The sequence below is a fragment of the Jatrophihabitans fulvus genome (assembly GCF_054781375.1).
This window is the reverse complement of the sequence record NZ_BAAGUN010000002.1, coordinates 463,310-489,459: the sequence shown is the minus strand read 5'-3', so window position 1 is coordinate 489,459 and position 26,150 is coordinate 463,310. Positions and strand designations below refer to the sequence as shown.

The following is a 26,150-nucleotide window of genomic DNA, read 5'->3' as shown; positions in this document are numbered from 1 at the left end:
ACCGCGTGAGCCACTGGAGTGGCTGCCGATATTCGGGGTTGCGCCGCTACCCCATCCCCGCGGCGTGCTGGACTCCGGGAACTGACCTTGGTATCCGTAGTCTGTCTGCGATCACCGCGGGCCGCAGTGAGGGAGGGCAAGCGGGCATGGACACCAACGTCTACACACCGATGGACGTGTTCTATCAGCCGCGGTACTTCAACATCCCACTGTTCCAGCGCCCTTACGTGTGGACCGAGGAGGCGCAGTGGCAACCGCTGTGGCACGACGTCCGCCGCATGGCGGAGTTGCGCATCGAAGCGCCGTACCAGCAGGCGCGTCATTTCCTCGGTGCGATCGTCCTACAGAAGAACGACGGGGCCTTCGACAACCTGAAGACGCACAACGTCATCGACGGCCAGCAACGCTTGACCACGCTGCAGCTGCTGATGGACGCCGCAGCGCTCGTACTTGAAGAACGCGGCCAGGACACGCTCGCAAGCAGGCTGGACGAGTTCACCCACAATCCCGCGAACTTCGTCGCGCCCGAGCAGTCCCACCTCAAGCTGCGGCACTCGAACCGAGACCGCGCCGCCTTCGACGAGGTCATGGCCGCCGAACCCCCGCTCGACCACGATGCGCTCAAGCACGCCGGCTCGCTGGTCGTCGGCGCGCACAAGTACTTCACCGGCGAGGTCGCGACGTGGCTCGGCGGCGACGACACCTACGTCGCGAGAGCGACCGCACTCACTGAAGTCCTGACCAACGGCCTGCAGATCGTGGTCATCGAGCTGCTCGCGACCGAGAACTCGCAGGAGATCTTCGAGACCCTCAACGCCCGAGGCACGCCGCTCAGCGGCGCGGACCTGATCAAGAACTACGTCTTCCAGAAGCTCGAAGCGGAGGGCGTCGACACCAAGAAGGCCTACGCCGAGGACTGGCCGTTCGAGTCCAAGTTCTGGGAGAACGAGGTCAGCGTCGGCCGCTACACGATGACCCGGGGCTCGCTTTTCCTGAACCAATGGCTCATGGCCCGGGTCGGTGAAGAGATCGGGCCCCGCACCACCTTCACCCGGTTCAAGGACTACGTCGAGTACCGCAGCACCCAGAAGATGAGCGACCTGCTGCCCGTCATCAAGCAGCAGGCCGACCTCTACGAGCAATGGACACAGCGCGCCGCCGACCCGGACGTCAACCTCACCCCGGTCGAGATGGCCGTCTACCGGATGCAAGCGGCCGGCATCGAGCTGCTCAAGCCCGTGCTCATCTGGCTGCACGAGCCGGGCACCGGCATCCCCGCCGACGTCGTCACCGACGTCATCGCGGCATTCGAGAGCTGGGTCGTCCGCCGGCAACTGCTGCGCCTTCCATCAGCCGACCAGGGCCGAATCGTCGCCGAAGGGATCCGCATTAACCAGAACACCCCCGCCGCCGAACTCAGCGAGCGAGTGCGCGGCTACCTCGCGTCCCAGAAGGTCACCAGCACCTACTGGCCCGGCGACACCGAGATCCGCGAAGCCCTGACCACCGAGGCTGCCTACCGGCGCTACCCCCGAGGCCGACTGCGCATGTACCTCGAGGCGGTCGAGAACCACCTGCGGGCCAAGACAAACCAGCCGCAAGTGCCACGCCGGGGCTATCCGATCGAGCACGTCCTACCGCAGAAGTGGGAGGACAACTGGGGCGTCGACGGACTGGAGGCCGAGCAGACCCGAGCCGCGCACGTCCACCGTCTCGGCAACCTCACCCTGCTCACGACGGCCCTCAACTCATCCGTATCGAACGGGCCATGGGTCAAGAAGAAGGTCAAGCTCCGCACGCACGACACCTTTCTGCTCAACCGTCCATTCCTCGCCGACGACACCGCCGTGTGGGACGAGGCCTCCATCGACGCCCGCACGAGCCTGATGCTGGACGCTCTCGTCGCAACCTGGCCGGTGCCGGCCGGTCATGTGGGCGAGGTGCTGGATAAGCAGGCCGCCGCTCCGTCATGGATCGAGATCAAGGACCTGGTCGCCGCCGGCCTACTCACTCCGGGCGCAAACCTCGTTCCCCGCGAGGGGAAATGGGCCAGCCGCACCGCCGTCATCCGCGACGATGGCCGCATCGGCATCGACGACCGCGCGTTCGACACCCCCTCGGGGGCGGCCGCCTACGTCAAAGGCTCGGCGTCGAACGGCTGGTACTTCTGGAAGCTCGACGACGGCACCCGGCTAGCCGACGTGCGCACGCAGTACCGCGCCAAGCAACCCCGGAAGCCCGACGCGCCCTTCGACTGGAGTCGGCTCCACCAGATACTTGAACGCCTGCCCGAAGGACGCTGGACCTCCTACCTCGAACTGTCCGACGCCATTGGCAGCGCCCCACAGGCAGTCGGCAACCACGTCGCCGCCTGCGCCCAATGCACCAACGCCTACCGGGTACTGACCCACGAGGGACGGATCTCACCCGGATTCCGGTGGGGTGACCCTTCCGATACCCGCGACCCAGTCGACGTGCTGCGCACCGAGGGTGTCCCCGTTGCCGACGGCAAGGCCGACCCGACGCGCATGCTCATCAGCGATGACCTCGTAGCAATGCTGGACGAATCGCCCTAACACGGCTGCCGCGAGTCGTCGGCGTGTTTGCTATCCCGCCTACGAGCTTCGCCGCAGCGAGTCGCCAGACGACGGCGTCGGTTCGTGCCTCTATTGGCGGCTGCAGGTTCGGACGCGCGCGGTCGCGACCAGCAGGCTGCTGCCTTGGAGACGTAGGGCGTCCCGAGGGCCGGATCGCTAGTCGAGAGGCCCGTCGGCCGCGATGGGGTCGAGAACTGCGAACCGGGCTTCGTTGTGTGCCAGGCCCGATTCGGTGAGGGCGTTGATCCACCAGTCGAACTCTTCACGGATCGCGTTGAGGAGCGCGGGTCGCCAGTCCTCGCCGCGGCGCACGATGACACCAATACTCGGCTCGGGCATCTCCCACGCGGCCTCGAAGTAGTCCGTGTCCGGCGGGTCGTATAGGCCTGGGGTCACCGTTCGGAAGGTGATGGTCGGGTTTCGCTCGGTGCTGGGCGAGTTCGTGGTGCTGATGTTCTGCGCGGGTGTGTGTCCCGCTTCGTTGTTGGTCATGTCCTCTCTATGCCGCAGCGTCGTCATCGGCGGTCGTTCCCGCCTGGCGTGCCCGCCGCACGGACCTGCTGCGGTCGCCGGGTCGCCAGCGGAGGCACTTCGCTCGTTCGACGGAACGAGATCAGGAAAGGGTGTCCATGCTCTCCTGCACACGTGCGAGCGCGGTGAGCAGAGGAACGCGCTCTTGCTCGAACCGCCGGTGACTGGACCATTCCGGGTCGCTGAGATCGTTGTAGATCTCGCGCTCGCTGGGAGTCAGGTGCTCGAGGGGCTTGTGAGGCAGCAGCTTGACTGGCTTGCCGTTCGGCTCGTATTGCGTCCCGAAGTCCCTAAAGGCGTCGTAGGTGGAGCGGTCCATGAGGATCGTGCGCAGCTGGCCCATTCGTGAGCGGAGACCATCAACGATCTCGAACCCCTTTTGGTCGATGTCGCCCCAATAGATGAGGGTCTCGGCGGCTCTGATCCACGGCACGCGTGGCAGGAGGCCAGTCGAGGCGTTTCCGTTGCCTTCGACGACGATGCCGCCGGGTAACTGCGGGAACAGGACCGCGGAGTCCTTGTTCTCCACGATCAGTACGACGCTGGGCTCGTACGGAAGGGGCACCGAGTCTCCGAGGGTGAGCGAGTCGTGGGCACGTCGCCCGGTCCGTCGGTAGTCGGGGTCGAGGTAGGTCCAGTACACCCGCGTTGGGCGCGTGGCCATGGAGAGATCCTCGATGCCGGCGAGCGTCTTGACGAGGTGACGGTTGCTGTCCAGCCATTTGGCGTGCAGGCCGGGGATGGGCACCTGCCGCGGCGTGAGTCCGCGCCACTGGCTCTCTGGAGTCGAGGCGAACCATCGGGCCGCGTCGAGGGCGAGCGCGAAGTCGGCGTCGGTCGCGGAATCGGCCAGGCGTATCGCCCGCGCTGCGCTGATCGTTGGGAAGGTGTCGGTGAGTGCGGCGTGTCTGGCGCGTGCGCGGGTGATTCTTCGGGCCCAGTCCTGTCCCGCGAGGCGGGCTGCGGTGTCCAAGTCGGGGACATGTAGGTGCGTGGGCACCTTCTGCTCGATACCGCGGATACGTCGATGTTCCTCGATCAACACGACATCGTGGGCTGCGGCCCAGTCGTGCCATCCGTGCGCCCACCTGACGGTTTCGCTGAACGCGCCATCGACCGCGGTACTCGACGGTGCGCCAAGAGTGAACCGTTGCGGCCAGCGGCCTGCTCCGTCGACGACGTCGTCCGCCCACCCGGAGCCGAGCCGGGTGGCGACCTCATGGAGAACCTGAGCCGTGGTCTTCATGTGGTTGCCTTGCGCGGGAGCCGGCTCGCGTAGGAGTAGTGCTCGGGGTTCTTGGTCACGACGATCGATTGGTCGAGCGCCGCTTCGAGGGAGTTCACCTTCTCTTCTGGTGCGCCGACGATGAGCTGGAAGCCGAGTTGGTTCCATGCGTCGACGGCCGCTCCGGTGTATTCACCGTCGGCTTTGATGAACGCCTCGTCGAGCACGACTGGAGCAAACCGCGGCCGGTTCCGCTTCTCGTCCCCCAAGTGGTAGCGCAGCGCGGCCCCGACGATGAACGCAGTGATCATCTGGCCCTCGCCGCCGGACAGCTCGCCGAGGTGGTCGTACACCATGCCGCCGGCGTGCGCCTTGACGGCGAGGTGCCGTCGGATGTCGAGCAGCGAATTACGTTCGTCCTTGCCGGTGCGGATGCGAGCGACGGCCTCGCGGATGGCGGCGAACTTCTCCAGCACTTGGTCGTCGGTGGCATTCGGATTCATGGTTCCGCTCGCCAGCGTGCGCAGCTCGTGGAGGTAGGCGACGACCGGCGCTGGGCGGCGGTGGACGGCCTCGATGTCGAGCGTGTGCCCGTCCCGCCCGAACGGGACGGCAGCGAGGATGGCTCGGATCGGGCGCAGACGCTCGTCGATGTCGTCCTCGGCTCGCCGGTAGGACTGGATCAGCTCGGAGAGGTCTTCACCGGACCACTCGATCACCTGGCGAGCCCAGTCCCGCCTCAAGGCGTGCAGGCCGCGATCTCGCAGTTCGGTGAGGATGGCGAGATAGTCCGGGTAGTCGCTGAGGGTGGCGCCTCGGCTGTCGGAGTGCCAGTCCGGGTGCGCCTGGTACTCGCGGAACTTGCCGGTGATCACGCCGATCGCGACGTCGCGCCGGTTGGTCGCTGCGCTCATGTCGCGTTCCAGCGCGTGGCGGAGCGTTCTGATCGCTTCGTCGAAGCCGTCCGGGCCGCCCTCCCAGCGGAGATCGTCGAGCAGGCCGAGCCGGGTGTCGAGGTCCTCGACCTGCTCGGGGCTGGGGATGGCGTCTGGGGCCGACGCCCATTCGTTCAACAGGACGATCAGTCGTCTGGATTCGGCCTCGACCTGCGCCTTGCGCTGCTCGGCGGTTTCCACCGCCTTCTCCTGGAGAACCTCTTCCCGGACCGCTTCACCGTGTTCGCTCTTCGCCACTTCGAGCGCGTGCTTCAGCAGATCGAGATTCGCGTCCTGCATGAGGCGCTGCAGTTCGGCTTCGGCTCGGGCGATGGCGGCCTCTACGTCGCCGATGTCGAGATCCGCCCAGCGAGCGCCGACGACGTGTTCGTGCGCCGAGCGCCGCGCCACCAGCTCCTTTTCCGCCTTATCGAACTCGCCGAGTTCCTTCTCGATGGGTTCCTTGGCCTCCTGCCATTGCGTGATCTCCTCCTGGAGTTCTGCTCGGCGAGCGACGTTGGAGAAGCCGATGACACGGCCACTGCTTCCGTGGGCGCCCCGCTTCTCGCGTTTGGTTTGGCCGGACCTGGCGATCTGGGGGGCCGCATCCTTGGTGAACTCACGGTCGGTCTCGACGCACAGCAGGTCGTAGCTGGTGTTGACCTGCTTGCGGAGCCAGCCGGCGAACGGGCCGTCCTTCACCACAAGGCGCCCGGACAGGTAGCGGGTCTCAGCTGCGTCGAGGACCGGCAGGTTGACCGGGACGGCACGGAAGGTGAGTCGTCGCCGGAGATCGGGGAGATCGTTGATCGCCCGGCGGAAGCGGGCTTCGATGCGCTCGTCCAGCAGCACCGTGTTGGCGAAGCCGCCGAGTTCGGCGTCGGCGGCGTGGCGCCAGTGCTCCCAGTCGGTGTGCATGTCCAGGAGTTCGCCGACGAATGGCAGGTCCGTTGGTGCCATCCCGGCGGCGCGTGCGAACTGGTCGCGCACGTCGACGAGGTAGCCGTTGATGTTGCTGCCTCTGGCGGCGGCGAGGCGCTGGATTTCCTTCTCGTGCGCTTGGATCTGACGGTCCAGTGTCCACTTGGCCTCAAGGAGGGCGTGGCTGCGTCCGCGGAGATCCGTCAGGGATTCATCAAACCCCGTGAGGAACCGGCGAGAGTCTGTATGGCTTCGGGTAAAGGCTTCAACCGAGTCGGGGACGGGCAGTTCGAGGGCCGCCGTGGCGGCAGCGAAGCGATGTCGGTTGTCCTCGACGCGGTCACGGTCGTCTTTCAGACCGGTGAGTTTCGCGCTCACTGTGTCCGCGTCGCCGCCGCCGGCGTTGAGGTACTCGGTGCGGGCGGCGTCGAGTGCGCCGTCGAGGCGCTTGGTGGTCTTCTGCCGTGCCTGCAGGGTCACGAGCGCTGCGGCGTGCTCTTCCGCCGCGAGCGCCGCCTCGTCCTCGTACAGCCGGCTCTTGTACTGGTTGGCCCAGTAGGAGAACTTGGATCGCCCGGGCGCCGACAGACCGAGGGTGTCGATCTCGCGGGCCTCCTCGATCGCGGCGGCCATCTCGTCGTAGGCCGTGTCGATGCCGTCCAGCACTGCGAGCTGTTGCTCGGCGTCTCGCATCTGCGTGTGCATCTTGTCGAGGTCGTCGAAGGAGTCGACGACCTTCTGGGCCTTCTCGAACGTGACCGGCTGTTCAAGTGCGAAGTCCTGGAACAGGCGCGAGACGCGTGAGACGGGCTTGCCGCGCTGGATGTCCGCGAGCAGCTTCAGTGCCTTGTCTCCTGCACCGTGCGCGCCGATGCCGAGTTTGCGCTGCAACTCCTCGTGGTAGCCGGTGGGCTGGTGCACGGTGAGACCCGGCAGACGTTCGAGGGCGGTCTTTCCGAACTCGCTGGTGGTCGCGGCGGGTTCGAGGTAGCCGGTGACGTGATGGGCGTGCAGCTTGCCGAGGAACACCGCGTACTGCGTCTTCATGTCGCCGGGGTTCACGGCCTCGCGGGGGCAGAAGAACGTGCGAAGGAAGCTGGTGTGGATCCCGCCTGAGGAGACGAACACTGCTGCGATGGCTGACCAGGTGTCCTGGGGGTCCAGGTCCAGTGCTCCCGGGTTTTTCGCACCGCGGAGCACGAGTGGGATGCTGCGGTCTGCGCGGTCGATGATCCCGTATTGGCCGCGGACGTAGGTGAGGGTGGTGCGGGTGCCGTCGCCGCGGGTGCGTGCGCCTACCTCGTTGGACGCAGCGTTGAGCGCGACGTTGGGGGTGAGCAGGGTCGTCCAGGCGTCGAGGACGGTGGATTTCCCCGCGCCGGAGACGCCCGACAGCAAGGTCGTCATGCCGTCGATGGGTATCTCGTGGATGCCGTCGAAGCCGCCCCAGTTGCACAGCAGCAGCGAATCGAGTCGCCACTGCTGGTCTCGGCCTGACGGCGGCTCGAAGAGTTGCTCAGACTGCGTCATGAGCGGGTCTCCGCCTCGTCGCTCGGATCGGTGGCGGTGCTGGCGTCGTCCATAAGGGTTTGGTCGTCAGTGTCGGTCTCGGATGACATGTCGGTGGCGGTGTTGGCCAGAAGTGCGTCCCGGAAGGCGTCGATCCGTTCAATGCTCAGGAGGGTTTCGATGAACGGGGAGATGCGGAGCCGATCGGGGTCGGCGGCGTCGGTGAGCAGAAACCCTTCCTTGCCCAGCTTGTCTATCGCGGTCTTGGCGCGGGTGTCGGCGGCCTTGTGGTCTCGCACGGTGTCAGGACGAGACATTTGCAGCATGTCCATCAGGGCGGCGCGATCGACGTAGGCGCTTTCGTCGCCCGCGGTCGCGGCCCGGTCGTGCTCGCGACGAAGATGGAGCAGGACTTCGACCTCTTCGCGGTTGTAGGTGGCGTCGTAGAGCAGGGTCGGGTAGGGCTGGCCACCGCTCCGCTGGACTTGGAGCTTGTAGGCGATCTGGTTTCGCTCGTCGAGGTGCAACTCGAGGAAGAACGCATTGAGCCGGGCGTTGATCGCGTCCTGGTAGTCCAGGGCCGCCTGCCAGAGCTGCGCCGACTTCTTGCTGGCGCCGGACCACAGGTGGGTTCTTCGAAGCAGAACGACGCACACCTCACGCGCGATCTGGGGCAGGCCGCCTTCGTCGCCTGGCCACAGCACCCGGGCGAACGGGTCGTCGTCGATGGCAGCATCGACAACGGACTCATCGAGGTAGTGGGTGTCGCTCACTGGGTGGGCTCCGGTTCGGTGTCGGAACTGACGAATGTGATCTCCGGGACGAGGAAGGTGACGTGCTCGCCGTTGGAGCGCACGGCGTGGAATTCCTCGACCGGCACATCGGGTCGTAGCGCGTGTTGTTGGGTTGCCACGTGCAGCAGGCCGTGGATGTCGACCGGCCGCCGCGTGGATTCCGGCAGGTCATTGAAGAGTTCGGCACCGCCGACGCCCCGGCCGTCGCGGGTAGCTGTAGTGATCGCGTCGCGTAGCTCGGCGTAGAAGGGGCCGCCCTTTGCGCGCATCGCCGCGACGTCGATGTCGGGTCGGCCGGACCCTCGCGATTCGGAGAGCGGTCGAATCGCGGTAGGCACGCGTTTGACCGCGGGTTTGGTGCGGAACGTCGCGACCTCAGCAGGGGTCGCCGACACCGGCAGGGTGACGGTCGCACGTGGGCCGCGGCCGGCGCTCCACTGGTGAAGGGCCGCGTGGGTGTCGTTGAGCAGTTCGTTGAGACGCCGGTGGCGGACCGCGTCTCGGCTGGCGATGAATCGGACAAGTCGTTCGGTCATGCGGCGGCGCTGGTCTAAGACGGCGTGTACGGAGTCGGCGATCATGTGCACGGTTCGGCGCAGTTCAGTGTGGTCGCGTTCGTCGAGAACCTCGGAGAAGGGGTGTTCGACGATGCGGGCCAGATCCGTTAGCAGCCGGATCTGAGCCCGGTCGTCGGTGAGGAGTTGCTTCGCGGCTTGGAAGCCTCGTCCATACCTGTCCGCGGTTGCGAGTTCTTGGGCTCGCTGGAGGTAGTCGGCGACGATCTCGCCGTGTGACCGGGTTGGGTCGCCGTTGATCTCGGCCACGTAGTCCTCGCGGATCTGCTGGGCCAGCGCGCGGAACGAGTCTTCGACGCGTTTGATGTCACGAGGCAGTTCGTTCATCTCGACGCGAACGGAGAGGAACTCGGTGAGGACGTACTCGTCCGACGCGAGTTCAACCTCGCCACCCCCCTCCAGCCGTTGCAGTTCCTCCCGCTTTCGCAAGAGCCGGAGTTCGAGGTCGTCGATCTGCTCCCGCAGGCCACGCATGCGCTCGGTGGGATCAACAGTGGTGCTGACCGCCAGGGCATGGACTCGGTCGAGGACGAGTTGCACGCGAGACGCGTTGATGCCGGGGTCGGCCTCCCGGAGTCGGCTGACGATGCCGATGACCTCGCGTGCCTCCGGAGTGAGCCGGTAGACCTCGCCGTCAGCCTCGCCATGTCGTTCCAGCCACCGGTCTCCCTCCACCCAGGTGCGGCATTCGGCCCGTACAGCTTTCGGGTCGTCAGGGTCGATGGGGTAGCTGGGGTCTCGCTGTCGCATCGCGGCCATCACGCGGGCTGCCTGCGCGTGGAATTCGCCGACGCCGATGGTCGACTGGTTCTGCTCGTAGACCGGGATGATCGTCGCCAAGACAACAGGGGCCCAGGTCTGACGGAACAAGCGCCAGATCGGGTTGTTCATCGCCTCCTGGGCTTCCAGCAGACGAAGTTCGGGGTCGGTCATGCGGGCCTCGGCTTCTGCGGTGCGGTGTTCCAGCTTCCTTTGAACTAGCACATGGCGCTGACACTTTCAGCGTATTGATCATCTAGGCACGTCGCGGGCGCGCGTCGCGCGATCGGTCCGCCATCGTTCGGAGGCCCGCGAGCCGATCGCGATATGCCGGCGGATCGGTGAGGTGCCGCTCTGCCGGACACGACCGGCGCGCGGCCCTGCTGCTCGTGGCGCGGACGTCGCGTGCCCGTTCTCGTCCGGTCCCGCTCCCAAGTTGTTCGCATGTCAAGGCGCGCTTTGGCGTGCCGTTATTGACCTGATTAGCCCGGCTTGGGCGGCACTGCACCCAGGACCTGAAGTCGGCCTATTGCGTATGTGACGACATGTGTGGCTTTGGCGGACTCGGCAACATCAGGAGCGCCTGTGAGTGACAAGAGCGCGACCCGTACCGCCCATTGCACCAATTCGGTCAGGAAGTGCGCCCGCTCCACATCGTCGTGCGTGTTCGAACTTGCTTCGCCGGAACCGTGAGAGCTCAGGTTCCGGAGGGCGGTTGCGCCCTTGGCGAAATCCTCGACGTTGGAGGTGATATGGCCGCCGAGCGGTCCAGCGAGTTCTAGTAGGTGGGTGATCTGCTCGACGATCGGCACGTAGTTCGCGTTGGACAAGATCCGGAACGCCCACTCCACCCAGTCCTGTCGCAGGCCGTCAGCTTTCATCGCCGCGATGGCTGCCTTGTACCGCTTCTTGTGTTCGGAGGTCGGCATCTGCTTGTTGCCGAACTGAACGGTGTGTAAGGCTTCGACAGCTTGGACAGTGATGGCCGCTCGGTTTTCCAGGTACATGAAGCGGGCATATGCCGGTGCGTTGATCTTGCTGACCGCGCCTGAGTACTTGCCGCGCGTGGCGTACCAAGCGGGTATCAGGGTGCCGAAGTGCTCGACGAGTTGGGCCCCGGTCATCACCATCGGCGAGTCGACCGCGACAAGACGGGCCGGGTCGATATCCGGGTCCTCGGTTGCCTGATTGATTGGGGATAGGCACTCAAGCAGAAAGTCGGCGGGGTGCTCACCCGGGATCGCGACCCTGATGTCTGTGACACGGACGGCACGCCCGAGGCACAGCGTCACGAGGTCTTGCAGCGGGCGGACATGGTCGGTCAACAGTGCGCCAAGGTCGCAGCTTTCGTCGAAAACGATCTCGAAATACGAGCGACGGGTGAGCGACACGCATCGCACGTCTGCGTCTCCGAACATGCCGGCCGCCAGAGCCACTGCGACACCCTCGCTCACAGCCGCCTCAACCAGTCGTTCTCCGCTGACCTCGACGTGCACGACAGGAGCGGCGGAGTCGTCGTAGAACAGGTCCGAGTCGAGCCAACTGTCAAGCCAGTCGTATTCGATCTGGGCGTAACTGATTCTGGGGTCGTCGACGACGAACAGGCCGATCAAGCAGTACTTTGCGCGCAGGGTCGTTGGCCCGAGCACGGAGAGGCCGGTCTCTGCCTCCACCAAGGTGACGAATCGACCATCGGTCAATTCACCGTGGACAACCGGGTACGCGGTGACGCCCAGTTCGCGTACGAGTTGGTCTCCGACTTGCTTCCACTCCGCGATTGGCTGGCTCAGATCGACGTGAATCCGCTGGTGCGTGAAGACCAGCCGGCCGGCGACGTGTTCGCTAGCCGTTGCGTTTGGTCGCCAGAAACGCCCATCGATCTCAATCGGTTTCATAGCTTCGTCGGTGCTCCTGCCGCCGCTCCCGATCGCGCACACGATCCGCGCCCTGATCATCTCGCATTCGCTACGACCCGTGGCGTGCTCAAATCGAGTTTCTCGGCTCGTGGCTGTCGCCGTAATCGACACGCCTGAAGAGAGAAGCGGCCCGCGAGGTCCCGCACTGCTCGCCACGATCGGCGGCACTCCCAAGATCAACGATAGGGTCGGCGTGATTGCACGACGACGCAGAGCGAGTGACGCACGACGATGCCCAGTGACGAACCCCTCTCCGACGCTGCCGCGCTTTGGGCGAGCGTCAGCTCGCGGGCCGGTCTCCGTCCACGGGACTACGACGCCGAACTCGTCGCCGACGTCCGCCAGCACCTCGGCCTACCACGCGAACAGGCCATGATCGCAGCGCTATCCAAGCGAAGGGTGACTGCAGGCGCACTCCTCGACGCCATACTCATCGCGCTCCAGCCGTTCTCGCGGATGTTGGTCGACCTCCTCAAGCTGTACGAGCAGGTAGGCGCGAGGTCAGCCACCGGCGACAACCTACGTATCGAGTACGACTTCTCCTCCAAACACCCCGATCTCAAGTTTGACCTCGCCAGCTTCCGCGAGACAGTGCAGCGCTGGACCCGCGTAACCAGAAGCGTGGCTACGGCCGACCCAGAGCGGTTATGGGCCCTCGCATCAGCGCTGCGCCCACCGGACGGCGACGGCGCGCGACCTGCTGTGGCTATGCCTCTGTATGACGATTGGCAAGCTGGTCGCTGGCCAGAAGACCTCCCAACGCCGCCCGCTACTGGGCTTCCAGACCTCGACGAGGTACTCACCGACACGGTCAATGTCGCGCGACGGGTACTGGCGGTGACCCGCTCGATCTCAGCCGACAGGGCGGAGCTCTCGCAGGCCGACCGCAGTGACCCGAGGGTGGCGAACCTTCTCGCCCTGCACAACGATCCGTGGTTAGCCGAGGTCGTCAGCCTCACGCACCTGCTCGCCTCAGCGGCGCGACAGGGACGACTTGATCCTTCGGCGACATCGAGCGTGGCCCACGCCCTCGCGGCAATCCCACGCGAAAAGATCTTCGATCGGCGTCGCGTGAAGGAGCTGACAGACGTCCTCGGACTGCCAGTGTGGAAGTTCCGATACGAGTTGTACAGCGCGTGGTTGCTGACGTTGATCGTCGATGCGCTCACTCCTGATCGCGTGGCCGTTCACGTTGCGAACGGGCGTCTCGCATTCAGTTTCGCCGGTACGCATCTCGCGTCGATAGAAAGCGGTCTTGGGCGGCTAGAGCTTTGGGCGGAGCTTCGACACGCCTATGCAACGCCAGTCGGAAAGGGCCGGGTGCGCGCGATCCAGCCGGACTACACGATTTCTAAGCCGCCGATCACCGACAGCGAGAGCGCCATACTGGTGGTCGAGGCCAAGCAATACAGGCGAGGACGCAAAGGCAACTTTCTGGACGCACTGCGGGATTACGTCGGTGGTCACCCGAAGGCGGCCGTAGTGCTTGCCAATTACGGCAGTATCCCCGATTCCGTTCACGGCAACGCACCGAGCGGTGCGACCGCGCTGTCCGAAGTACGCCCCGGACGCTTCCACGAATGTGAGAAGTTCAAGGAGGCAGTACGCGCCGCCATCCCGCCCCCGCCAGCAGCACCGCCGGCTACAGAGATCCCCAGACTGTCACTCCCGGTCACTTCGCCGCAGCGCGCGGGCGATGTCACGGCCGTCGTCACGTTGTCCTGGACAAGCGGTGGCGATCTCGACCTCTACCTCGTCCAGCAGAACACCGGCGCTGTGGCGTGCTTCGGCACGATTGGTTTGACAGGTCCCGATCGCTTGGTGCATCTCTGGAATGACGACACGTCAGCGCCCGGACTTGAGACGGCGTACATCCTCGCTGGCTCCGGGCCGGTCGAGGTCTGGGTTCACCGCTTCGGCGGGTCACTCACGATGTCGGAATCCGGCGCCGTGGTGCGAATCAGCCATATCGCAGAAGGCCCCTTCCTGCCGCTGACCCCAACAGCGGACTTCTACGGTGATTGGTGGTTCGCAGGAGTCTTGGGCGACGACGGTCGACTTCGCACCCATGAGACGTCTGAGTACGGACCGCCGCTGATCGGCAAGTCAGCTCGACCAGACTTACCTTCGCGCGAAGACGATGGTGAGAGATCGTAAAGCGACGGCCTGCGGATGCGCTGCTACGGGTCTGCCGCACGGTAATGAGGTTCTAGACCGAGGTTCTGGACTTTCGATGCAATGCATTGGGCGGGAATTGTCCGCAGTCGATGCGACCTACCATCGGAGGTAGCGAATAGCCTTACGACATGAGCGAACCGGTGCCCGCAGCCAAACCCATGTCCGCCTACGAGCGGAGGCGGTGGGACGAGTTGCAGGCGCATTGGGAGAAGAAGGCCGCGGGTCGGAAGGCGCTGCTGCCGCCCAAGGCCCGGGCGGCGCTGGGTACCTCGGTGCAGGCCACGAAGCACACGGCGGCGAAGGCTGGCAAGGCTGTGGCTGACCGCACGCCGGAGAAGGTGAAGGATGCGGCTGGTGTAGCCGTCGACGCCGCGCTCGTGCCCACTGTCCACCACGTGGTGCAGATGCTCGAACTCCTCAACGACTGGGTGGTTGAGCTAACCGATCCGGACACCGTTCTTGAATACCACCGCGGACAGGGTCATGAGGTGGAGTCTCTGGCTCAGCTGCGACACCTCGATCTTGAAGACTTGGAGGCGTTTACCGATGGCATGGAGCTCCGATGGCGAACGCTCGGAGCCGGCCAGGGGGCGAGCTTCGGTGCCCTGGCGATGATCCCGGTGCCTGTTCTGGGCAGCGTCGCGGCTATCGGGCTCGACATGATCGCCATGCAGGCGCTCACCGGGGCCATCGCTACGCGCATCTGCTACTCCTACGGCTACGACGCCAAGGACCCCTCCATGAAGCACGTTATCGAACGCATGGTGGCCCGCGCCTACAAGAACCAGTAGCGAAGGCGGGGTCAGTGAAGAAGGCCGCCGCTGCCTTTGACGCCGCCAAGGGACGAGTCAACTGGAGTCAGAAGCTGCGGGATGACCACCGCCTCATGGCTGCTGTCGAGAAGCTCTTGAAGCAGGTGGGGGACGGCAAGCGTGTTCCGGTGAAGAACGCTCGCATGGGAATGCCGTTCATAGCCGTCTTCGCTGGCGCTGCTACCAACGCCTATGTCTTGGGAGACACGGTCAAGCAAGCCCGCAACTACGGCGCCACCATGATGTTGGCCGAGAAGCATGGGCTGTCGCTCCCCCCAAACCTCCGCCACGACCTTGACGAGGACGGCCCTGCCGTCGAGGACGAATGACAGGAGGTCCACGACGAGGGCTTCGGCAGCCAGTCGACGGCGCCGACGCGGCCCCGTGATGCCTGGACGGGCAGGATCTCAAACAGAGGCGGCGCAACGCTTACAGCCCTTGCGCGAGCTTGGTCAGGAAGTGGGCCCGTTCGGCGTCGTCGGACATAGTCGAAGCGACGTCGCCCGAATTGAGAGCGCTGCGTCCGAGGGCTGCCGCGCCCTCACGCCGACGTGATCTTCTGAACGGGTATCACGAGTCCTTGCGGCCAGTGTTACCGTCCGCGCGCCGAGGCATGGCCTCGGCGATCTTGCGGATGAGCGGGTCCACCTTGTCCGAAACCCCGGAGATGCGGATGAGAGCTTGGGCGGACTCAATCTGGTCGCGGGTGACGACGATCGTCATCTTGCTCATGACTGCTCCCTCCTGACGATTCGTCGCCACGATGACGACCGGCCGCCGCGCGAATGTTCGTGGCCAATCATCATGGCGACACCTGCTTGCGTCGGAGCGTAGACGGGTGGCTCAAGTGTGGGCGTCTGGCCGGACGAGCCGCCACCGCTCGGCTGGGCCACCGGGATGCCGACGCTCGAAGGCAGCTAGTGTCGGAGACACCCCAGCAAATGGAAAAGCGGCTGATTCTCAACAACGCTGCGCGAATCGTCTCAACAACCCGGTTTAGACGCTTCAGATTCTCAAGTTGGCTGCAGCGCGGCAGGTTGCCGAGCGCTTCGCCTCCGGCGTCGACGCTGCGTTCATCAGGCCGAGCGCCCAGGCGGCATGCTCCGAGAACACAGGCGCCGCGTTCTCGATCCCGACGGGCGGGTACTACCTGTGCGGCAGCGACGCGACCGACGGCTTCGGGAACTCGGCTCGGGCCGGTACCGACACGAACCCGGGGGGCTCGACCGGTGGATGTGCACCGAAGTGCCAGGGCGTTGACCCGAAGCAGAAGCCTCCTGGTCGGCGCGGCGGCACTGATCGTCGCGCTGGCCGGGTGCTCGTCGGACGGCGGGGACCCCCGGGCCCGATGCTCGAGGCGCCCACCGACGGCAGCAACGTCGGGGGCTCCGTGCCGAACGTCAGGCCCGGCACCTCGATCCTCATGCCGCTGCGGCCGCTGTGCACCACGGGCGGGCCCATCAAGATCGAGAAGGTGGAGCCGGTCGGAGTCAAGGGTGGCCTGCGCATCACCTCGTGGGGCACCCGCTACCTCGGCCCGGACACCGGTGACGTCGAAGTGAACAAGGGAGCCAGCCCCGGCGTCGTGACCGACATCAAGGGCTTCGCCCCGACCAACCCCGTCAAGGCCAAGTGCACCGATGACCCGGACGCCGACGAGGTCAACCAGTTCGACGTCAGCGTTGCCGGCCGATCTGGACGCTCCATGACGGGCGTCGACATCTACTACGGCGGCCCAGCGCGCTCAACGCACGCTGACTTCGCCTTCCTTGACCCACTGGTGCCGCTGCTGCTTCTGCACGAGGAACGCGACGGTATCGCCGTCGGACTCGGGCCTGATCGCGACGGCGAGCCAATCCTCCTGGTCCCCCGTCGGCGCCTTGATGTTGTTCATCGGGATCGGCTTGGCCAGCGGGACGACGGACTGATGAATGGCGAGGCCCGACGCGGCGACCATGCGGTTGGCGACAGCCGCTCGAGCCGTGATCGTCGCGACGCTGGCGGTCGCTCGCGCGCGGACATCGGAGGAGATCAAGTGGGCCATCGCCAACACCAGCGCTGCGGACAGCAGGCCGAGCGACCAGATGATCGTCCGCTGAGTCGCGTGATCGGCCGGCCAATGCGTTCCCGCCCAGGTCCACACGCCGCCGACGAGAGCCGCACCGGCGGTTGCCCACCACTTGGCCAGCGCCGTGGCGCCCGCCTCGATCACCGCGACGCTCTGTGCCGGGGACTGAAGGCCCCGAGCTCTCGCCTCGGTCATCTCCGTCGTGCTGCCCAGCAGGTACAGGTCCTCCAGCATTCCGGTGACGGCGGGGGCGATGTCGTCGCCGGCTGCGTGTGGCAGCGTGACGCCGTGCTTCGGGTTCTCGTCGCCCATGATTCCTCCGATCGCTGCGACGTGACGATGCGCTCAGGTCACACCCGATTCGCACGTGCCGGCAGGGACGGACGACCCGACCTCGCCGGTCAGGTGCACGCATCAGGCATGACCGCAGGACGCCCGCTGACGGGGCCCGGGCGTGAGAGGACGCCTCAGTCGGCCGTGTCGAACTCCGCGGTGAGCGCGGTCAGGCTCAGCAGCCGGGCAACCTGCTGGCTGGGGTTGCGCAGCTGCAACCGCGACTCGTAACTCGTCTCGAGTTCGGAGCGTGCGCGCACGAGCATGCCCAGCCCGACGGAGTCCATGAAACCGACGCCGCCGAGGTCGACGACGACCGTGCTGCTGCCCGCCTCGGCCTCGGTGACGAGCGCGAGATACGCGTCGTACGCGGTGTTCGCGTCCATGTCACCGGTGACCGTGACGAGGGAACGCGCGTCCGTGCGGTCGATGTCGACGTCCATCCCCCCGGTGTGCCCGCGATGGCGCACGGCCACACCGCGCCGCTCGGAGGCCGGGCGGGTGGCGCGGCGGCGGTCAGATCCGGTCGTGACGGAAGACGGTGCCGAGCAGGCCCATCAGGTCGAGAACCCGTGCCGGCTGGGTGCGCAACCCCCGCAGGGTCACCGACCGACCGCGACGGTTCAGGTCCTCGCGCACCGTGATCAGCATGTTGATCCCGGACGAGTCGATGAACGTCACCTCGGCGAGGTCGAGCACGATGTCGTGGTCGGCCGCGGTGGCCAACGCGCTCGCGATGTGATGACGGGCCACCACGACGTTCGAGAAGTCGACCTCGGGCATCGCGACGTGCACCACGAACGCCGTCCGCTCCTCGTCGCTCGCCTCTCCCACGCACCGCACCGTAGTCACTCAGGGTCCCGCCCGGCGCAGCGACGGTCCGGCAAGCCCCGATCGACCCGTTGCCCCCGACCCCGTTCGGGGTTCAGGGTGATCGCCATGCGCGCGACCTACACCTGGGACGTCTTCACCTCCCTCGACGGTTTCGGCGGTTACGACGAGCACGGCGACTGGGGCGGGTACTGGGGCAAGGACGGACCCGAGTTCCTCGCCCGCCGGCTCGCGGTGGCCACCGCACCGCACCGGCTGGTGCTCGGGGCGAAGACCTTTCGCATGTTCACGTCGATGATCGGCGTCTCCGTCGTGCCCGAGCTCGACCCCGTCAACCAGGCGCTGCGCGACGCACCGGCCACGGTGCTGTCGGCCACCCTGGACGAGCACGGGCACGACTGGCCCGACGCCACCGTCGTGCGCGGGGACGCGGCCGAGGTCGTCGACCGCCTGAAGAACGAGTCGGACGTACCGCTGCGCTCGCACGGCAGCCTGTCGCTCAACCGGGCCCTCATGGCCGCCGGGCTCGTCGACCTCGTGCAGGTGACGATCTTCCCGGTGATCGCCGGCCGCACCGGCGACGACCCGGTCTTCGCCGGTGCGGACGACTTCGACCTCGAGCTCGTCGAGACCCACCTGTTCGACGGGCGGACGCAGGAGCTGGTCTACCTGCCGACGCCGCACCCGGGCGGACGGTGAGCCGCGCGCGTCAGCGTCCGGATCGCCGAGGCAGCAGCACGGCCGTCGCCACCGCCCCCAGGACGAAGATCGCGGCACCCCACCAGTAGGCGGTCTCGTAGCTGCGCAACGTCGCCTCGCCGAGCACGGCCCGTCCGGCGGCGGACGACGGGGCCGAGCGCAGGTTGTCGGAGACGTACTCGCCGGCGGCCGACGCGGCGAGCGTGCTCAGCACCGCGACCCCGATCGAGCCGCCGACCTGCTGCATGACGTTGACCAGGCCCGACGCGGCGCCGGCGTCGTCGTCGCGGACGTCGACGGTGCCCAGGTCGATGGCGACCCCGAACACCACACCGAGGCCGGCCCCGAAGACCACGAAGGCGGGCAGCAGGTCGGTGGCGTACTGCGAACCCGCGTCGAGCCGGGTGAGGACGACCAGCGCGACGGCGCCCAGCAGCAGTCCCGCCGGCAGCAGCACCCGCGCCGGGATGCGCTCGCTCAGCACGCGTCCGCTCACAGCGGCGCCGACCACGACCGTCCCGGCGAGCGGGAGGAACGCGACCCCACTGCCGATCGCCGAGTACCCGAGCGTGTCCTGCAGGTAGTAGGTCACGAACAGGAAGACGGCGAACATGCCCGCCGCGCTCATGAGCAGCGCCACGAGCGCACCCGCCCGGCGCCGCTCGAGCACCACCCGCAACGGCAGCAGCGGGTGCGCGACCCGTCGCTCGACGGCGACGAACACCGCGACGAGCACGACACCGGCCGCCAGCGCCGCCACGGTGACGGCGTCCGACCAGCCGTCGGTCTCGGCGCGGGCCGCCCCGAACACGACGGCGAACAGCCCGGCCCCGATCAGCACCGCTCCCGGCACGTCGACGGACGGACGGGACCCCCGCTCGTCACGCGGCACCACCGCGAACGTCCCGGCCAGGGCGACCGCGGCGATCGCGACGTTGACGTACAGCGTCCAGCGCCAGTCGAGGTACTGGGTCAGGCTGCCGCCCAGCAACAACCCGACCGCGGCGCCGCTGCCCCCGACCGCACCGAAGACGCCGTAGGCCGTGCCGCGCCGGTCGGAGCCGGCGAACGCCGCCGACAGCAGCGACAGTGCGGCCGGGGCGAGCAGGGCGGCGAACACGCCTTGCACGGCGCGCGCGGCGATCAGCCAGCCGATGTCCGGGGCGGCGCCGGCGAGGGCGGAGACGGCGCCGAACCCGGCGAGCCCGATCGCGAGGCTGCGACGCCGGCCGATCAGGTCGGCGAGCCGTCCGCCGAGCAGCAGCAGCGCGCCGAACGCGAGCGCGTAGGCGGTGACCACCCACTGGCGCAGCGCGTCCGAGAAGCCCAGGTCGCGCTGCGCGCTCGGCAACGCGATGTTGATGATCGTCGTGTCGAGCACGATCATCAGCTGGCTGACGCACAGCACGGCGAGCACCCACCAGGGGCGGGACGTCCGCTCGCGGCTCGCTGCCGTCTCCTGGGGCAGGGTCGACGAGTTTCCGGGCATGCCGAGATCACCCTTTCGGGGTCGTGAGTCGTGGGTCGTGGGTCGTTCGGGGTGGTGGAGAGAGGTCAGCGGGGCGTCAGCGCGGGCACCAGCACCTGGTCGACGAGCGTGGTGAAGAACCGCGCGCTCAACGGTTGCTGCTCGATCAGCAGCCGGTACACCGCCATGGACGGCATGATGCGGGCGACCGTCTCGACCTCGTCGGTGACCGCCTCGCCGCGCTCGCGGGCGCGCTCGATCACCGCGCGGCACAGGCCGACCCAGGGTTCGGCGACCATCTCGCCGACGAGTCCGGACAGTCCCGGCTCGCGGGTCAGCAGCGGGACGGCCGCAGCCATGACGCGCAGCTGCTTGCCCGCCTCGTCGAACGAGAACAGGTCGGTCAGCGCGAGCAGGTCGCCGCGCAGCGTGCCGGTCGTCGGCAGGTCCTGCACCGTTGCGCGCGGACGGCAGACGAAGCGCAGCACCTCGAGCAGCAGCTCGGTCTTCGACGGCCAGCGGCGGTACATCGTCGCCTTGGCGGCGCCGGAGCGGGCGGCGACGACGTCCATCGTCATGCCCTCGACGCCGAGCTCGGCGACGACGTCGACCGCGGCGGCGAGGATCGCGTCGTCGCGCGTGTCGTCACGACGGCGTCCGCCCCTGCCGCGGGCGGGTTCGTCCGTCCGTCCGGCATCGGGACGACGGGCAGCGCTGCGTCCGGAGGTCATGTCGCATACGATACTGGACGGTTTCGATACCCGCCAGTCTCGATAGCTTGGCCCCATGTGGGCGTCGCCAGTCGATCTCCGTCGCGTCGCCGGGATGGGGCCAGGGCGGGTTCAGAGCAGCGGGGGATGGGCGGGTCAGGCGGGAACGACGTCCGCCATGCGCGGGGCGGCGTGCGCGCGGCGCGGCAGTACGCGGACGGCCACCGCGGTGGCGCCGAGTGCGGCGACGGCCATCGCCGCCGTCATCGCTACGGCCGAGGCCCCGAAGGACGACGCCAGCGGACCGGCCACCGCGCCGGACAGGAACTGCGTCGCCCCGAAGAGGGCGGACGCGGTGCCCGCGCTGCTGCCGTGGCGCAGCAGGGCGAGCGCCGCCGCGTTCGGGAGGACGAGCCCGACCGCGCCGATGGCGACGAACACCGGCGGCAGGATGCCCGGGAGCCCCCAGCCGAGGACGGCGGCGAGCAGCGCGAGCGCCGAGCCCACAGTCATGGCGAGCAGTCCGAGCCGCAGGACCGCCGCGGCGTCGCGCCGGCGCAGCAGCGCCGTGCTGACCCGTCCGCCCAGCACGATGCCGACCGAGTTGAGCGCGAACACCGCGCTGAACGCGCCCGGCGAGAGGCCGAAGTCGCTCTGCAGCACGAAGCTCGACAGCGAGATGTAGACGAAGAGCACGCCGCTGGTGCAGGCGAGCACCGCGGCCGCGCCGACGAAGAGCCGGTCGGACGACACGTCCGCGACCGCTCGTCCCAACGCGCGCAGCCCGCCGCCGCGGCGGGCGGCCGGCGGCAGCGTCTCGGGCAACGACGCCGCCGTCAGGGCCGCGATCACGGCGCCGATCAGTGCGAGTGCGGCGAACAAGCCGCGCCACGGCACGAGGTGCAGCAGGCCGCCGCCGGCGAGCGGCGCGACGACCGGCGACAGGCCGTTGATGACCATGAGCAGCGAGAAGACGCCGGCGAGGCGGGAGTCGGGGTAGGCGTCGCGGACGACGGCCCGCGCGACCACGACCCCGGCGGCGCCGCACATCCCCTGCAGGATCCGGGCGGCCACGAGCAGCTCGAGCGACGGCGCCGCGGCGCAGGCGATCGAGAACAGCACGAAGCCGGCCAGGCCGAGCAACAGCGGGCGCCGGCGTCCGAACCGGTCGCTCAGCGGGCCCACCAGCAACTGTCCGAGGGCGAGCCCGGCGAGCGATCCGGACAGTGTCAGCTGCGCGGCCCCGTCCGCGACCGAGAGGTCGGACGCGAGGCGGGGCAGGGCGGGCAGGTAGAAGTCCGTCGAGATCGGACCGAAGGCCGACAACATCCCGAGGGCGAGCAGTGCGGCCCGGGGCCGGCGGCCCAGCTCATAATTGGTTATCGACACATAAGTATCGTTGCATAACTACGGCGGTAGAGTCCAGGCATGGCCGCGGACCAGGACGCCTTCGCCGAGCTCGCCGACCTGGTGCTGAACGTCGGGCGCCTCATCCGGGCCCGCACGCCCACGGGCGTCATCCCGATGAACGACACCGAACGGCAGGTCATGCGCCTGGTCGACCTGGACCCCGGCTGCTCGCCGGGGGACATCGCCGCCCGGGGCCGGCTGCAGCGCACCAACGTCAGCACCGCACTGCGCACCCTCGAGGAGAAGGGCATGGTCGAGCGCACCTCCGACGGCGGACGGGGCGTGATCGTCCGGCCGACGCGGCGGGCCGACGAGAACCTGGCGGTGCTGCGCGCGGCGTGGGGCGCCGAGCTGCGCGACGTGCTCGACGAGTCGCCCGCGGACGTGCGGCGCTGCACCGACCTGCTCGCGCGCATCGAGGCGGCGCTGACGGCCGCGGACGTCTAGGCCGTGTCTCCCTGGCCCAGGTGCCGCTTCAGGCCCTTCAGCCCGCCCCCGAACACGCCGTCGCCGAACAGGGCGTTCAGCTGCTCCTCGTCCGCGGCGTCGCCGTCGTACTCGGCGAACCACTCCATGAACGTCTCGCCGGTCTCGGTGATCGGCGAGAGGTGCATGGTCGAGACGTAACGCCGGACCGCGAACGGGCACTCGATGATCGTGTAGACCAACCGGTGCTCGTCGTCGTCCAGCGAGACGAGCCGCTCCGTGACCACGCCGCCGTCGCCCAGGGTCAGCCGGCGGACGGACCCGCACTGACCGTCCGATCCCGACTCGAGCGTGCTGGTCCCGATCGCCGGGTGCCACGCGGGGAGCCGGTCGAAGTCGCGGACCACCGCCCACACGCGGTCGATCGGGGCGGGGATCACGGCGGATCGGTACGGCTGCGGCACGGCGACTCCTGACGGCTGGCGGACGGCTGCTCCGGACCCTACGACCGCCGCGCGGCCGAAGGAACCGGCCGGACGGGCGGCCGAAGGAACCGGCCGCTCACCCGGTGCGGAAGAGAACGCCGTCGGGGTCGTAACGCTGCGCCAGGCGCCGAACCCGCTCTCCGGTGGTTCCCGGAAACGCTCGCCGGAAGGTGTCGTCGGACGGGTGGCTCTCGAAGTTGCGGTAGGAACCGACGGCGTGACGTCGCAGTGACCTGACCGCGTTCTCGAGCGTGCGCCGGTCCTGCGGCGGGAACACGGTCGCGGTGACCAGCACCTCCGCCTCGCGATGGGCGAACGCGGTGGCGTCACGGCCGATGTCGTTGGCGGCGCCGCCGATGGCTCGCACCTGGAGGAAGGGTCGCGCGGGGTGCTTCGCCGCCTCGATCACCGCGCGCGCCGAACCGGCGTCGAGCCGCTTCAGCAGCGCGTTCGTGGTCGTCGCAGGTTGCTGACCGACGTTGGCGTGCACGTGGCCACGGGGGACGAGATCGGAGTAGCGCGCGTAGTCGATGCTGCCGGTGTGCACGCCGCGTCGGCCGAGCAGTGGTGCCAGGGCGTCGCCTGCACTGCGTGGGTCGTCGCCGGCGAAGACGGCTGTCAGGACGAGCACGAGCTGGCGACCCGACGCGGCGACGATGCCGCTCATGGTGAGCTCGCGGGGTGCGCTGTGCATGAACGCCGACCAGCGTCGTAGAGCGGCCCCGTCGTCATCGAGCTCGAGCGCGATCTGGCCGACCTGGACGGCCGGCAGCCGCATGGGTTCGATGTCGAGGTCGGTGACGACGCCGACGAACGACCCCGCGCCGCGCACCGCCCACAGCAGGTCGGGCTCGGACTCGTCGGCACGGACGACCTCTCCCGACGGCAGGACGACGGTGGCGGCACGAACGTGGTCGACGGTGAGGCCGTAGGCGCGTACCAGCCAGCCGACGCCACCGGCAGTGGCGAGCCCACCGACGCCGACGTTGCCGTGGTCACCGGAGCTGATCGCGAGCTCGTGCGGCGCCAGCGCGGAAGCGACGTGCGCCCACCGGGCACCCGCCCCGACACGCACGAGAGGGGGTTGGGAAATCGAACCGACCTCGAGCAGCGAGACGGAGTTCATGGCGCCGAGGTCGACGACGATGCCCCCGTCGTTGGAGGAGCGGCCGTCGAGGCCGTGGCCGCCGCTCCGGACGGAGACGGGCAGGTGTGTCGCCGCGGCATGCCGGACCGCCCGGGAGACCTCGTCGACCGAGCGCGGCAGGAGGATCCGGGCCGGCGAGTGACGGGTCGTGTAGGTGGAGCGGAGGAGTTGATAGGCGGCGTCCTCGGGGGTGACGGTCCTGACGGATCCGAGCAGGGTCGGATCACCGATCGGCGTCGTCATCGGGCGCTCCGGAGGTCCGCGACGCGCCGGCGGACGGTGGGTACCACCTCGGTCGCGAAGACCTCGAGCTGCTGCTCGTCCGTCCGGGTCGGGCTGCTCACCGGCCAGAAGATGAAGGTGTCGAAGCCCAGCTCGACCACGGCGTCGGCCAGGAAGTCGGCCCAGGTCGAGGCACCGCCGACGAGGCCGACGCGGCCGTGGCCGGTTCGCTGGTCGTCGCCTGCGATGGTGCCGATGACGTTCCAGATCCGTGCGATGTCCGCGGGGTCGCGCCCGACGGCGCGGGCGGCACGGTCGATGCGTTCCTGCTTCGCGGGGACGTCCGCTGCCGGCACGTAGATGTTGAGCGGGGAGATCCAGCCCTGTGCCCTGCGACCCACCAGCTCGAGCATGCGGTTCTTCTGCGCCCCCAGCCAGACCTGCGGGCGGCTCGGCGCCGCCGGTCCGGCGACGTAGTCGACGCTGTGCTCGTGGTTGCCTGCCCGGGTCGGCCCTCCGCGCAGCGCCTCGATCAGGATCTCGACAGCCGCATCGGCGTAGGTCACCATGGCCGGCGGCTCGCGGTGCGGGGCGCCCATACCGGCAATGGCGTCCGGGAACGGGCCACCGCCCACGCCGAGCTGAAGGCGACCACCGTTCAGCAGGGACAGGGAGGACGCGGCCTTGGCGAGCATCGCGGGTGGCCGGAGCTGCAGGTCGGCGACGTCCGTAACGACCGAGATGCGTTCGGTCGCCGCCGACAGGTAGGTGAGCAGGGTCCACGTGTCGAGGTGCGACGGCTGATACGCGTGATCCTGAACGGCCAACAGGTCCAGGCCGAGGCCGTCGGCCCGCCGAGCCAGTGCGAACGCCGTGTCGAGGCCGTCCACCCCCGGGTCGATGCTGAGTCCGAAGCGGACCTCGCGTCCGTAGTCGGTCACGGGACCCTCCCTATCTTGACGTAGCCTCAAGTTCTGACGACCACTGTAACTTGAGGGTCCGTCAACCTATTCGGAGGAGGACGCCGACGGTGAGAGCCGACGCGCGACGCAATGCGGAGCGGATACGCGGTGCCGCCGTCGACGCCTTCGCCGAGCACGGGATCGACGCTCCGTTGGAGGACATCGCGCGGCGCGCGGGCGTGAGCCCGGGGACGATCTACCACCGCTTCGGCAGCCGCGATGGTCTGATCGACGAGGTACTCGCCGACGTCGCGGCCGAGAAGCTCTCCACCGCGGTCGCGGGCATCGTCGGCGCGACGCCGTGGGAGCAGTTCGCGAGCTACGTGCTCGCGTTGGGCGCGACGCAGGCGGCAGATCCCACGTTCAACGCGATCGTCGCGCGTCGCCACCCGCGGTCGAGCGCCTTGCGTGAGGTCACGACCCGAGCAGTCGCGCAGGCCGCTCCTCTCATGGACGCTGCTAAGGCAGACGGCACGCTGCGGGCGGACTTCGCCGCCGACGACCTCGACCGGCTCATCTGGCTCAACGCGCAGGCCGTCCGGCTGGGCGGTGGCTGGTGGCGACGGTCGCTCGAGATCTTTCTCGACGGGCTGCGGGCGGACCGCTGAACGTGTCCTCGGGGGTCCCGGCCGGCTCG

At 68.0% G+C, this 26,150-nt stretch carries 23 protein-coding genes; 7 read left to right on the top strand and 16 right to left on the bottom strand.

What is annotated here, in order from left to right; genetic code table 11:
* Positions 1-146 precede the first annotated feature (146 nt).
* Positions 147-2,576: a GmrSD restriction endonuclease domain-containing protein gene (locus ACYVP9_RS10895; protein ID WP_460604826.1), complete on the top strand. Its 2,430-nt coding sequence runs from the start codon at positions 147-149 to the stop codon at positions 2,574-2,576.
* 177 nt (positions 2,577-2,753) lie between these two features.
* Here the strand turns inward: ACYVP9_RS10895 and ACYVP9_RS10890 are convergent, their stop codons facing one another.
* The 6 genes from ACYVP9_RS10890 to ACYVP9_RS10865 all read right to left on the bottom strand — a co-directional run bounded on the left by ACYVP9_RS10890 (position 2,754) and on the right by ACYVP9_RS10865 (position 11,801).
* Positions 2,754-3,089, bottom strand: a complete 336-nt coding sequence (locus ACYVP9_RS10890; protein ID WP_460604825.1) for a hypothetical protein — start codon at positions 3,087-3,089, stop codon at positions 2,754-2,756.
* 121 nt (positions 3,090-3,210) lie between these two features.
* A complete protein-coding gene (locus ACYVP9_RS10885) occupies positions 3,211-4,374 on the bottom strand; it encodes a Wadjet anti-phage system protein JetD domain-containing protein (protein WP_460604824.1) in 1,164 nt (387 codons plus the stop codon).
* Positions 4,371-7,739: an ATP-binding protein gene (locus tag ACYVP9_RS10880; RefSeq protein ID WP_460604822.1), complete on the bottom strand. Its 3,369-nt coding sequence runs from the start codon at positions 7,737-7,739 to the stop codon at positions 4,371-4,373. The genes ACYVP9_RS10885 and ACYVP9_RS10880 overlap by 4 nt, the downstream gene beginning before the upstream one ends.
* Positions 7,736-8,491, bottom strand: a complete 756-nt coding sequence (locus tag ACYVP9_RS10875) for a DUF4194 domain-containing protein (RefSeq protein WP_460604821.1) — start codon at positions 8,489-8,491, stop codon at positions 7,736-7,738. Before ACYVP9_RS10875 ends, ACYVP9_RS10880 begins: the two co-directional genes overlap by 4 nt.
* Positions 8,488-10,020, bottom strand: a complete 1,533-nt coding sequence (locus tag ACYVP9_RS10870) for a DUF3375 family protein (RefSeq protein WP_460604820.1) — start codon at positions 10,018-10,020, stop codon at positions 8,488-8,490. The genes ACYVP9_RS10875 and ACYVP9_RS10870 overlap by 4 nt, the downstream gene beginning before the upstream one ends.
* A gap of 308 nt (positions 10,021-10,328) precedes the next feature.
* The gene (locus tag ACYVP9_RS10865) at positions 10,329-11,801 is read right to left on the bottom strand and encodes an ApeA N-terminal domain 1-containing protein (protein WP_460604819.1); all 1,473 of its coding nucleotides are present in this window, start codon (positions 11,799-11,801) and stop codon (positions 10,329-10,331) included.
* Positions 11,802-11,993: 192 nt separating this feature from the next.
* Here ACYVP9_RS10865 and ACYVP9_RS10860 point away from each other — a divergent pair, with 192 nt between their 5' ends.
* The 3 genes from ACYVP9_RS10860 (at position 11,994) to ACYVP9_RS10850 (ending at position 15,081) form a co-directional block, all read left to right on the top strand.
* Positions 11,994-13,919: a hypothetical protein gene (locus ACYVP9_RS10860; RefSeq protein WP_460604818.1), complete on the top strand. Its 1,926-nt coding sequence runs from the start codon at positions 11,994-11,996 to the stop codon at positions 13,917-13,919.
* 149 nt (positions 13,920-14,068) lie between these two features.
* On the top strand, positions 14,069-14,731 hold the full coding sequence (locus ACYVP9_RS10855; RefSeq protein ID WP_460604817.1) for a hypothetical protein: 663 nt from the start codon (positions 14,069-14,071) through the stop codon (positions 14,729-14,731).
* 14 nt (positions 14,732-14,745) lie between these two features.
* A complete protein-coding gene (locus ACYVP9_RS10850) occupies positions 14,746-15,081 on the top strand; it encodes a hypothetical protein (protein ID WP_460604816.1) in 336 nt (111 codons plus the stop codon).
* A gap of 241 nt (positions 15,082-15,322) precedes the next feature.
* Here the strand turns inward: ACYVP9_RS10850 and ACYVP9_RS10845 are convergent, their stop codons facing one another.
* The 4 genes from ACYVP9_RS10845 to ACYVP9_RS10830 all read right to left on the bottom strand — a co-directional run bounded on the left by ACYVP9_RS10845 (position 15,323) and on the right by ACYVP9_RS10830 (position 17,987).
* Entirely contained in the window at positions 15,323-15,484 is a 162-nt protein-coding gene (locus ACYVP9_RS10845; protein WP_460604815.1) for a hypothetical protein, read from the bottom strand.
* Between the two features lie 1,012 nt (positions 15,485-16,496).
* The gene (locus ACYVP9_RS10840; protein ID WP_460604814.1) at positions 16,497-17,132 is read right to left on the bottom strand and encodes a hypothetical protein; all 636 of its coding nucleotides are present in this window, start codon (positions 17,130-17,132) and stop codon (positions 16,497-16,499) included.
* 155 nt (positions 17,133-17,287) lie between these two features.
* Entirely contained in the window at positions 17,288-17,596 is a 309-nt protein-coding gene (locus tag ACYVP9_RS10835) for an STAS domain-containing protein (RefSeq protein WP_460604813.1), read from the bottom strand.
* Positions 17,597-17,669: 73 nt separating this feature from the next.
* The gene (locus tag ACYVP9_RS10830; protein WP_460604812.1) at positions 17,670-17,987 is read right to left on the bottom strand and encodes an STAS domain-containing protein; all 318 of its coding nucleotides are present in this window, start codon (positions 17,985-17,987) and stop codon (positions 17,670-17,672) included.
* A 105-nt stretch (positions 17,988-18,092) separates the two neighbouring features.
* On the opposite strand from ACYVP9_RS10830, the gene ACYVP9_RS10825 reads away from it, so the two are divergent.
* The gene (locus ACYVP9_RS10825; protein WP_460604811.1) at positions 18,093-18,683 is read left to right on the top strand and encodes a dihydrofolate reductase family protein; all 591 of its coding nucleotides are present in this window, start codon (positions 18,093-18,095) and stop codon (positions 18,681-18,683) included.
* 10 nt (positions 18,684-18,693) lie between these two features.
* Here ACYVP9_RS10825 and ACYVP9_RS10820 read toward each other — a convergent pair whose 3' ends face one another.
* From ACYVP9_RS10820 to ACYVP9_RS10810, 3 genes are all read right to left on the bottom strand, one after another.
* Entirely contained in the window at positions 18,694-20,172 is a 1,479-nt protein-coding gene (locus ACYVP9_RS10820) for an MFS transporter (RefSeq protein ID WP_460604810.1), read from the bottom strand.
* 65 nt (positions 20,173-20,237) lie between these two features.
* Positions 20,238-20,882, bottom strand: coding sequence for a TetR/AcrR family transcriptional regulator (locus tag ACYVP9_RS10815; protein WP_460604809.1), 645 nt, complete (start codon positions 20,880-20,882; stop codon positions 20,238-20,240).
* A 135-nt stretch (positions 20,883-21,017) separates the two neighbouring features.
* A complete protein-coding gene (locus ACYVP9_RS10810) occupies positions 21,018-22,250 on the bottom strand; it encodes a multidrug effflux MFS transporter (RefSeq protein WP_460604808.1) in 1,233 nt (410 codons plus the stop codon).
* A 39-nt stretch (positions 22,251-22,289) separates the two neighbouring features.
* On the opposite strand from ACYVP9_RS10810, the gene ACYVP9_RS10805 reads away from it, so the two are divergent.
* Positions 22,290-22,718 (top strand): MarR family winged helix-turn-helix transcriptional regulator, encoded by a 429-nt coding sequence (locus ACYVP9_RS10805; protein ID WP_460604807.1) that lies wholly within the window; start codon positions 22,290-22,292, stop codon positions 22,716-22,718.
* On the opposite strand, the gene ACYVP9_RS10800 is transcribed toward ACYVP9_RS10805, so the two are convergent.
* From ACYVP9_RS10800 to ACYVP9_RS10790, 3 genes are all read right to left on the bottom strand, one after another.
* Complete coding sequence (locus ACYVP9_RS10800; RefSeq protein ID WP_460604806.1) at positions 22,715-23,137, bottom strand: SRPBCC family protein; 423 nt, start codon at positions 23,135-23,137, stop codon at positions 22,715-22,717. The genes ACYVP9_RS10805 and ACYVP9_RS10800 overlap by 4 nt on opposite strands.
* A 121-nt stretch (positions 23,138-23,258) precedes the next feature.
* A complete protein-coding gene (locus ACYVP9_RS10795) occupies positions 23,259-24,572 on the bottom strand; it encodes an FAD-binding oxidoreductase (protein WP_460604805.1) in 1,314 nt (437 codons plus the stop codon).
* Positions 24,569-25,492, bottom strand: coding sequence for an LLM class flavin-dependent oxidoreductase (locus ACYVP9_RS10790; protein ID WP_460604804.1), 924 nt, complete (start codon positions 25,490-25,492; stop codon positions 24,569-24,571). The genes ACYVP9_RS10795 and ACYVP9_RS10790 overlap by 4 nt, the downstream gene beginning before the upstream one ends.
* Positions 25,493-25,581: 89 nt before the next feature.
* Here ACYVP9_RS10790 and ACYVP9_RS10785 point away from each other — a divergent pair, with 89 nt between their 5' ends.
* Positions 25,582-26,121, top strand: a complete 540-nt coding sequence (locus ACYVP9_RS10785) for a TetR/AcrR family transcriptional regulator (RefSeq protein WP_460604803.1) — start codon at positions 25,582-25,584, stop codon at positions 26,119-26,121.
* Positions 26,122-26,150: the final 29 nt, after the last annotated feature.

Bases quoted from the DNA above. Each gene is read 5' to 3' on its own strand.
- ACYVP9_RS10895 (WP_460604826.1), top strand. From the start codon at position 147: ATGGACACCAACGTCTACACACCGATGGACGTGTTCTATCAGCCGCGG.
- ACYVP9_RS10890 (WP_460604825.1), bottom strand. From the start codon at position 3,089: ATGACCAACAACGAAGCGGGACACACACCCGCGCAGAACATCAGCACC.
- ACYVP9_RS10885 (WP_460604824.1), bottom strand. From the start codon at position 4,374: ATGAAGACCACGGCTCAGGTTCTCCATGAGGTCGCCACCCGGCTCGGC.
- ACYVP9_RS10880 (WP_460604822.1), bottom strand. From the start codon at position 7,739: ATGACGCAGTCTGAGCAACTCTTCGAGCCGCCGTCAGGCCGAGACCAG.
- ACYVP9_RS10870 (WP_460604820.1), bottom strand. From the start codon at position 10,020: ATGACCGACCCCGAACTTCGTCTGCTGGAAGCCCAGGAGGCGATGAAC.
- ACYVP9_RS10865 (WP_460604819.1), bottom strand. From the start codon at position 11,801: ATGATCAGGGCGCGGATCGTGTGCGCGATCGGGAGCGGCGGCAGGAGC.
- ACYVP9_RS10860 (WP_460604818.1), top strand. From the start codon at position 11,994: ATGCCCAGTGACGAACCCCTCTCCGACGCTGCCGCGCTTTGGGCGAGC.
- ACYVP9_RS10855 (WP_460604817.1), top strand. From the start codon at position 14,069: ATGAGCGAACCGGTGCCCGCAGCCAAACCCATGTCCGCCTACGAGCGG.
- ACYVP9_RS10845 (WP_460604815.1), bottom strand. From the start codon at position 15,484: ATGAGCAAGATGACGATCGTCGTCACCCGCGACCAGATTGAGTCCGCC.
- ACYVP9_RS10840 (WP_460604814.1), bottom strand. From the start codon at position 17,132: ATGGGCGACGAGAACCCGAAGCACGGCGTCACGCTGCCACACGCAGCC.
- ACYVP9_RS10835 (WP_460604813.1), bottom strand. From the start codon at position 17,596: ATGGACGTCGACATCGACCGCACGGACGCGCGTTCCCTCGTCACGGTC.
- ACYVP9_RS10825 (WP_460604811.1), top strand. From the start codon at position 18,093: ATGCGCGCGACCTACACCTGGGACGTCTTCACCTCCCTCGACGGTTTC.
- ACYVP9_RS10820 (WP_460604810.1), bottom strand. From the start codon at position 20,172: ATGCCCGGAAACTCGTCGACCCTGCCCCAGGAGACGGCAGCGAGCCGC.
- ACYVP9_RS10815 (WP_460604809.1), bottom strand. From the start codon at position 20,882: ATGACCTCCGGACGCAGCGCTGCCCGTCGTCCCGATGCCGGACGGACG.
- ACYVP9_RS10805 (WP_460604807.1), top strand. From the start codon at position 22,290: ATGGCCGCGGACCAGGACGCCTTCGCCGAGCTCGCCGACCTGGTGCTG.
- ACYVP9_RS10795 (WP_460604805.1), bottom strand. From the start codon at position 24,572: ATGACGACGCCGATCGGTGATCCGACCCTGCTCGGATCCGTCAGGACC.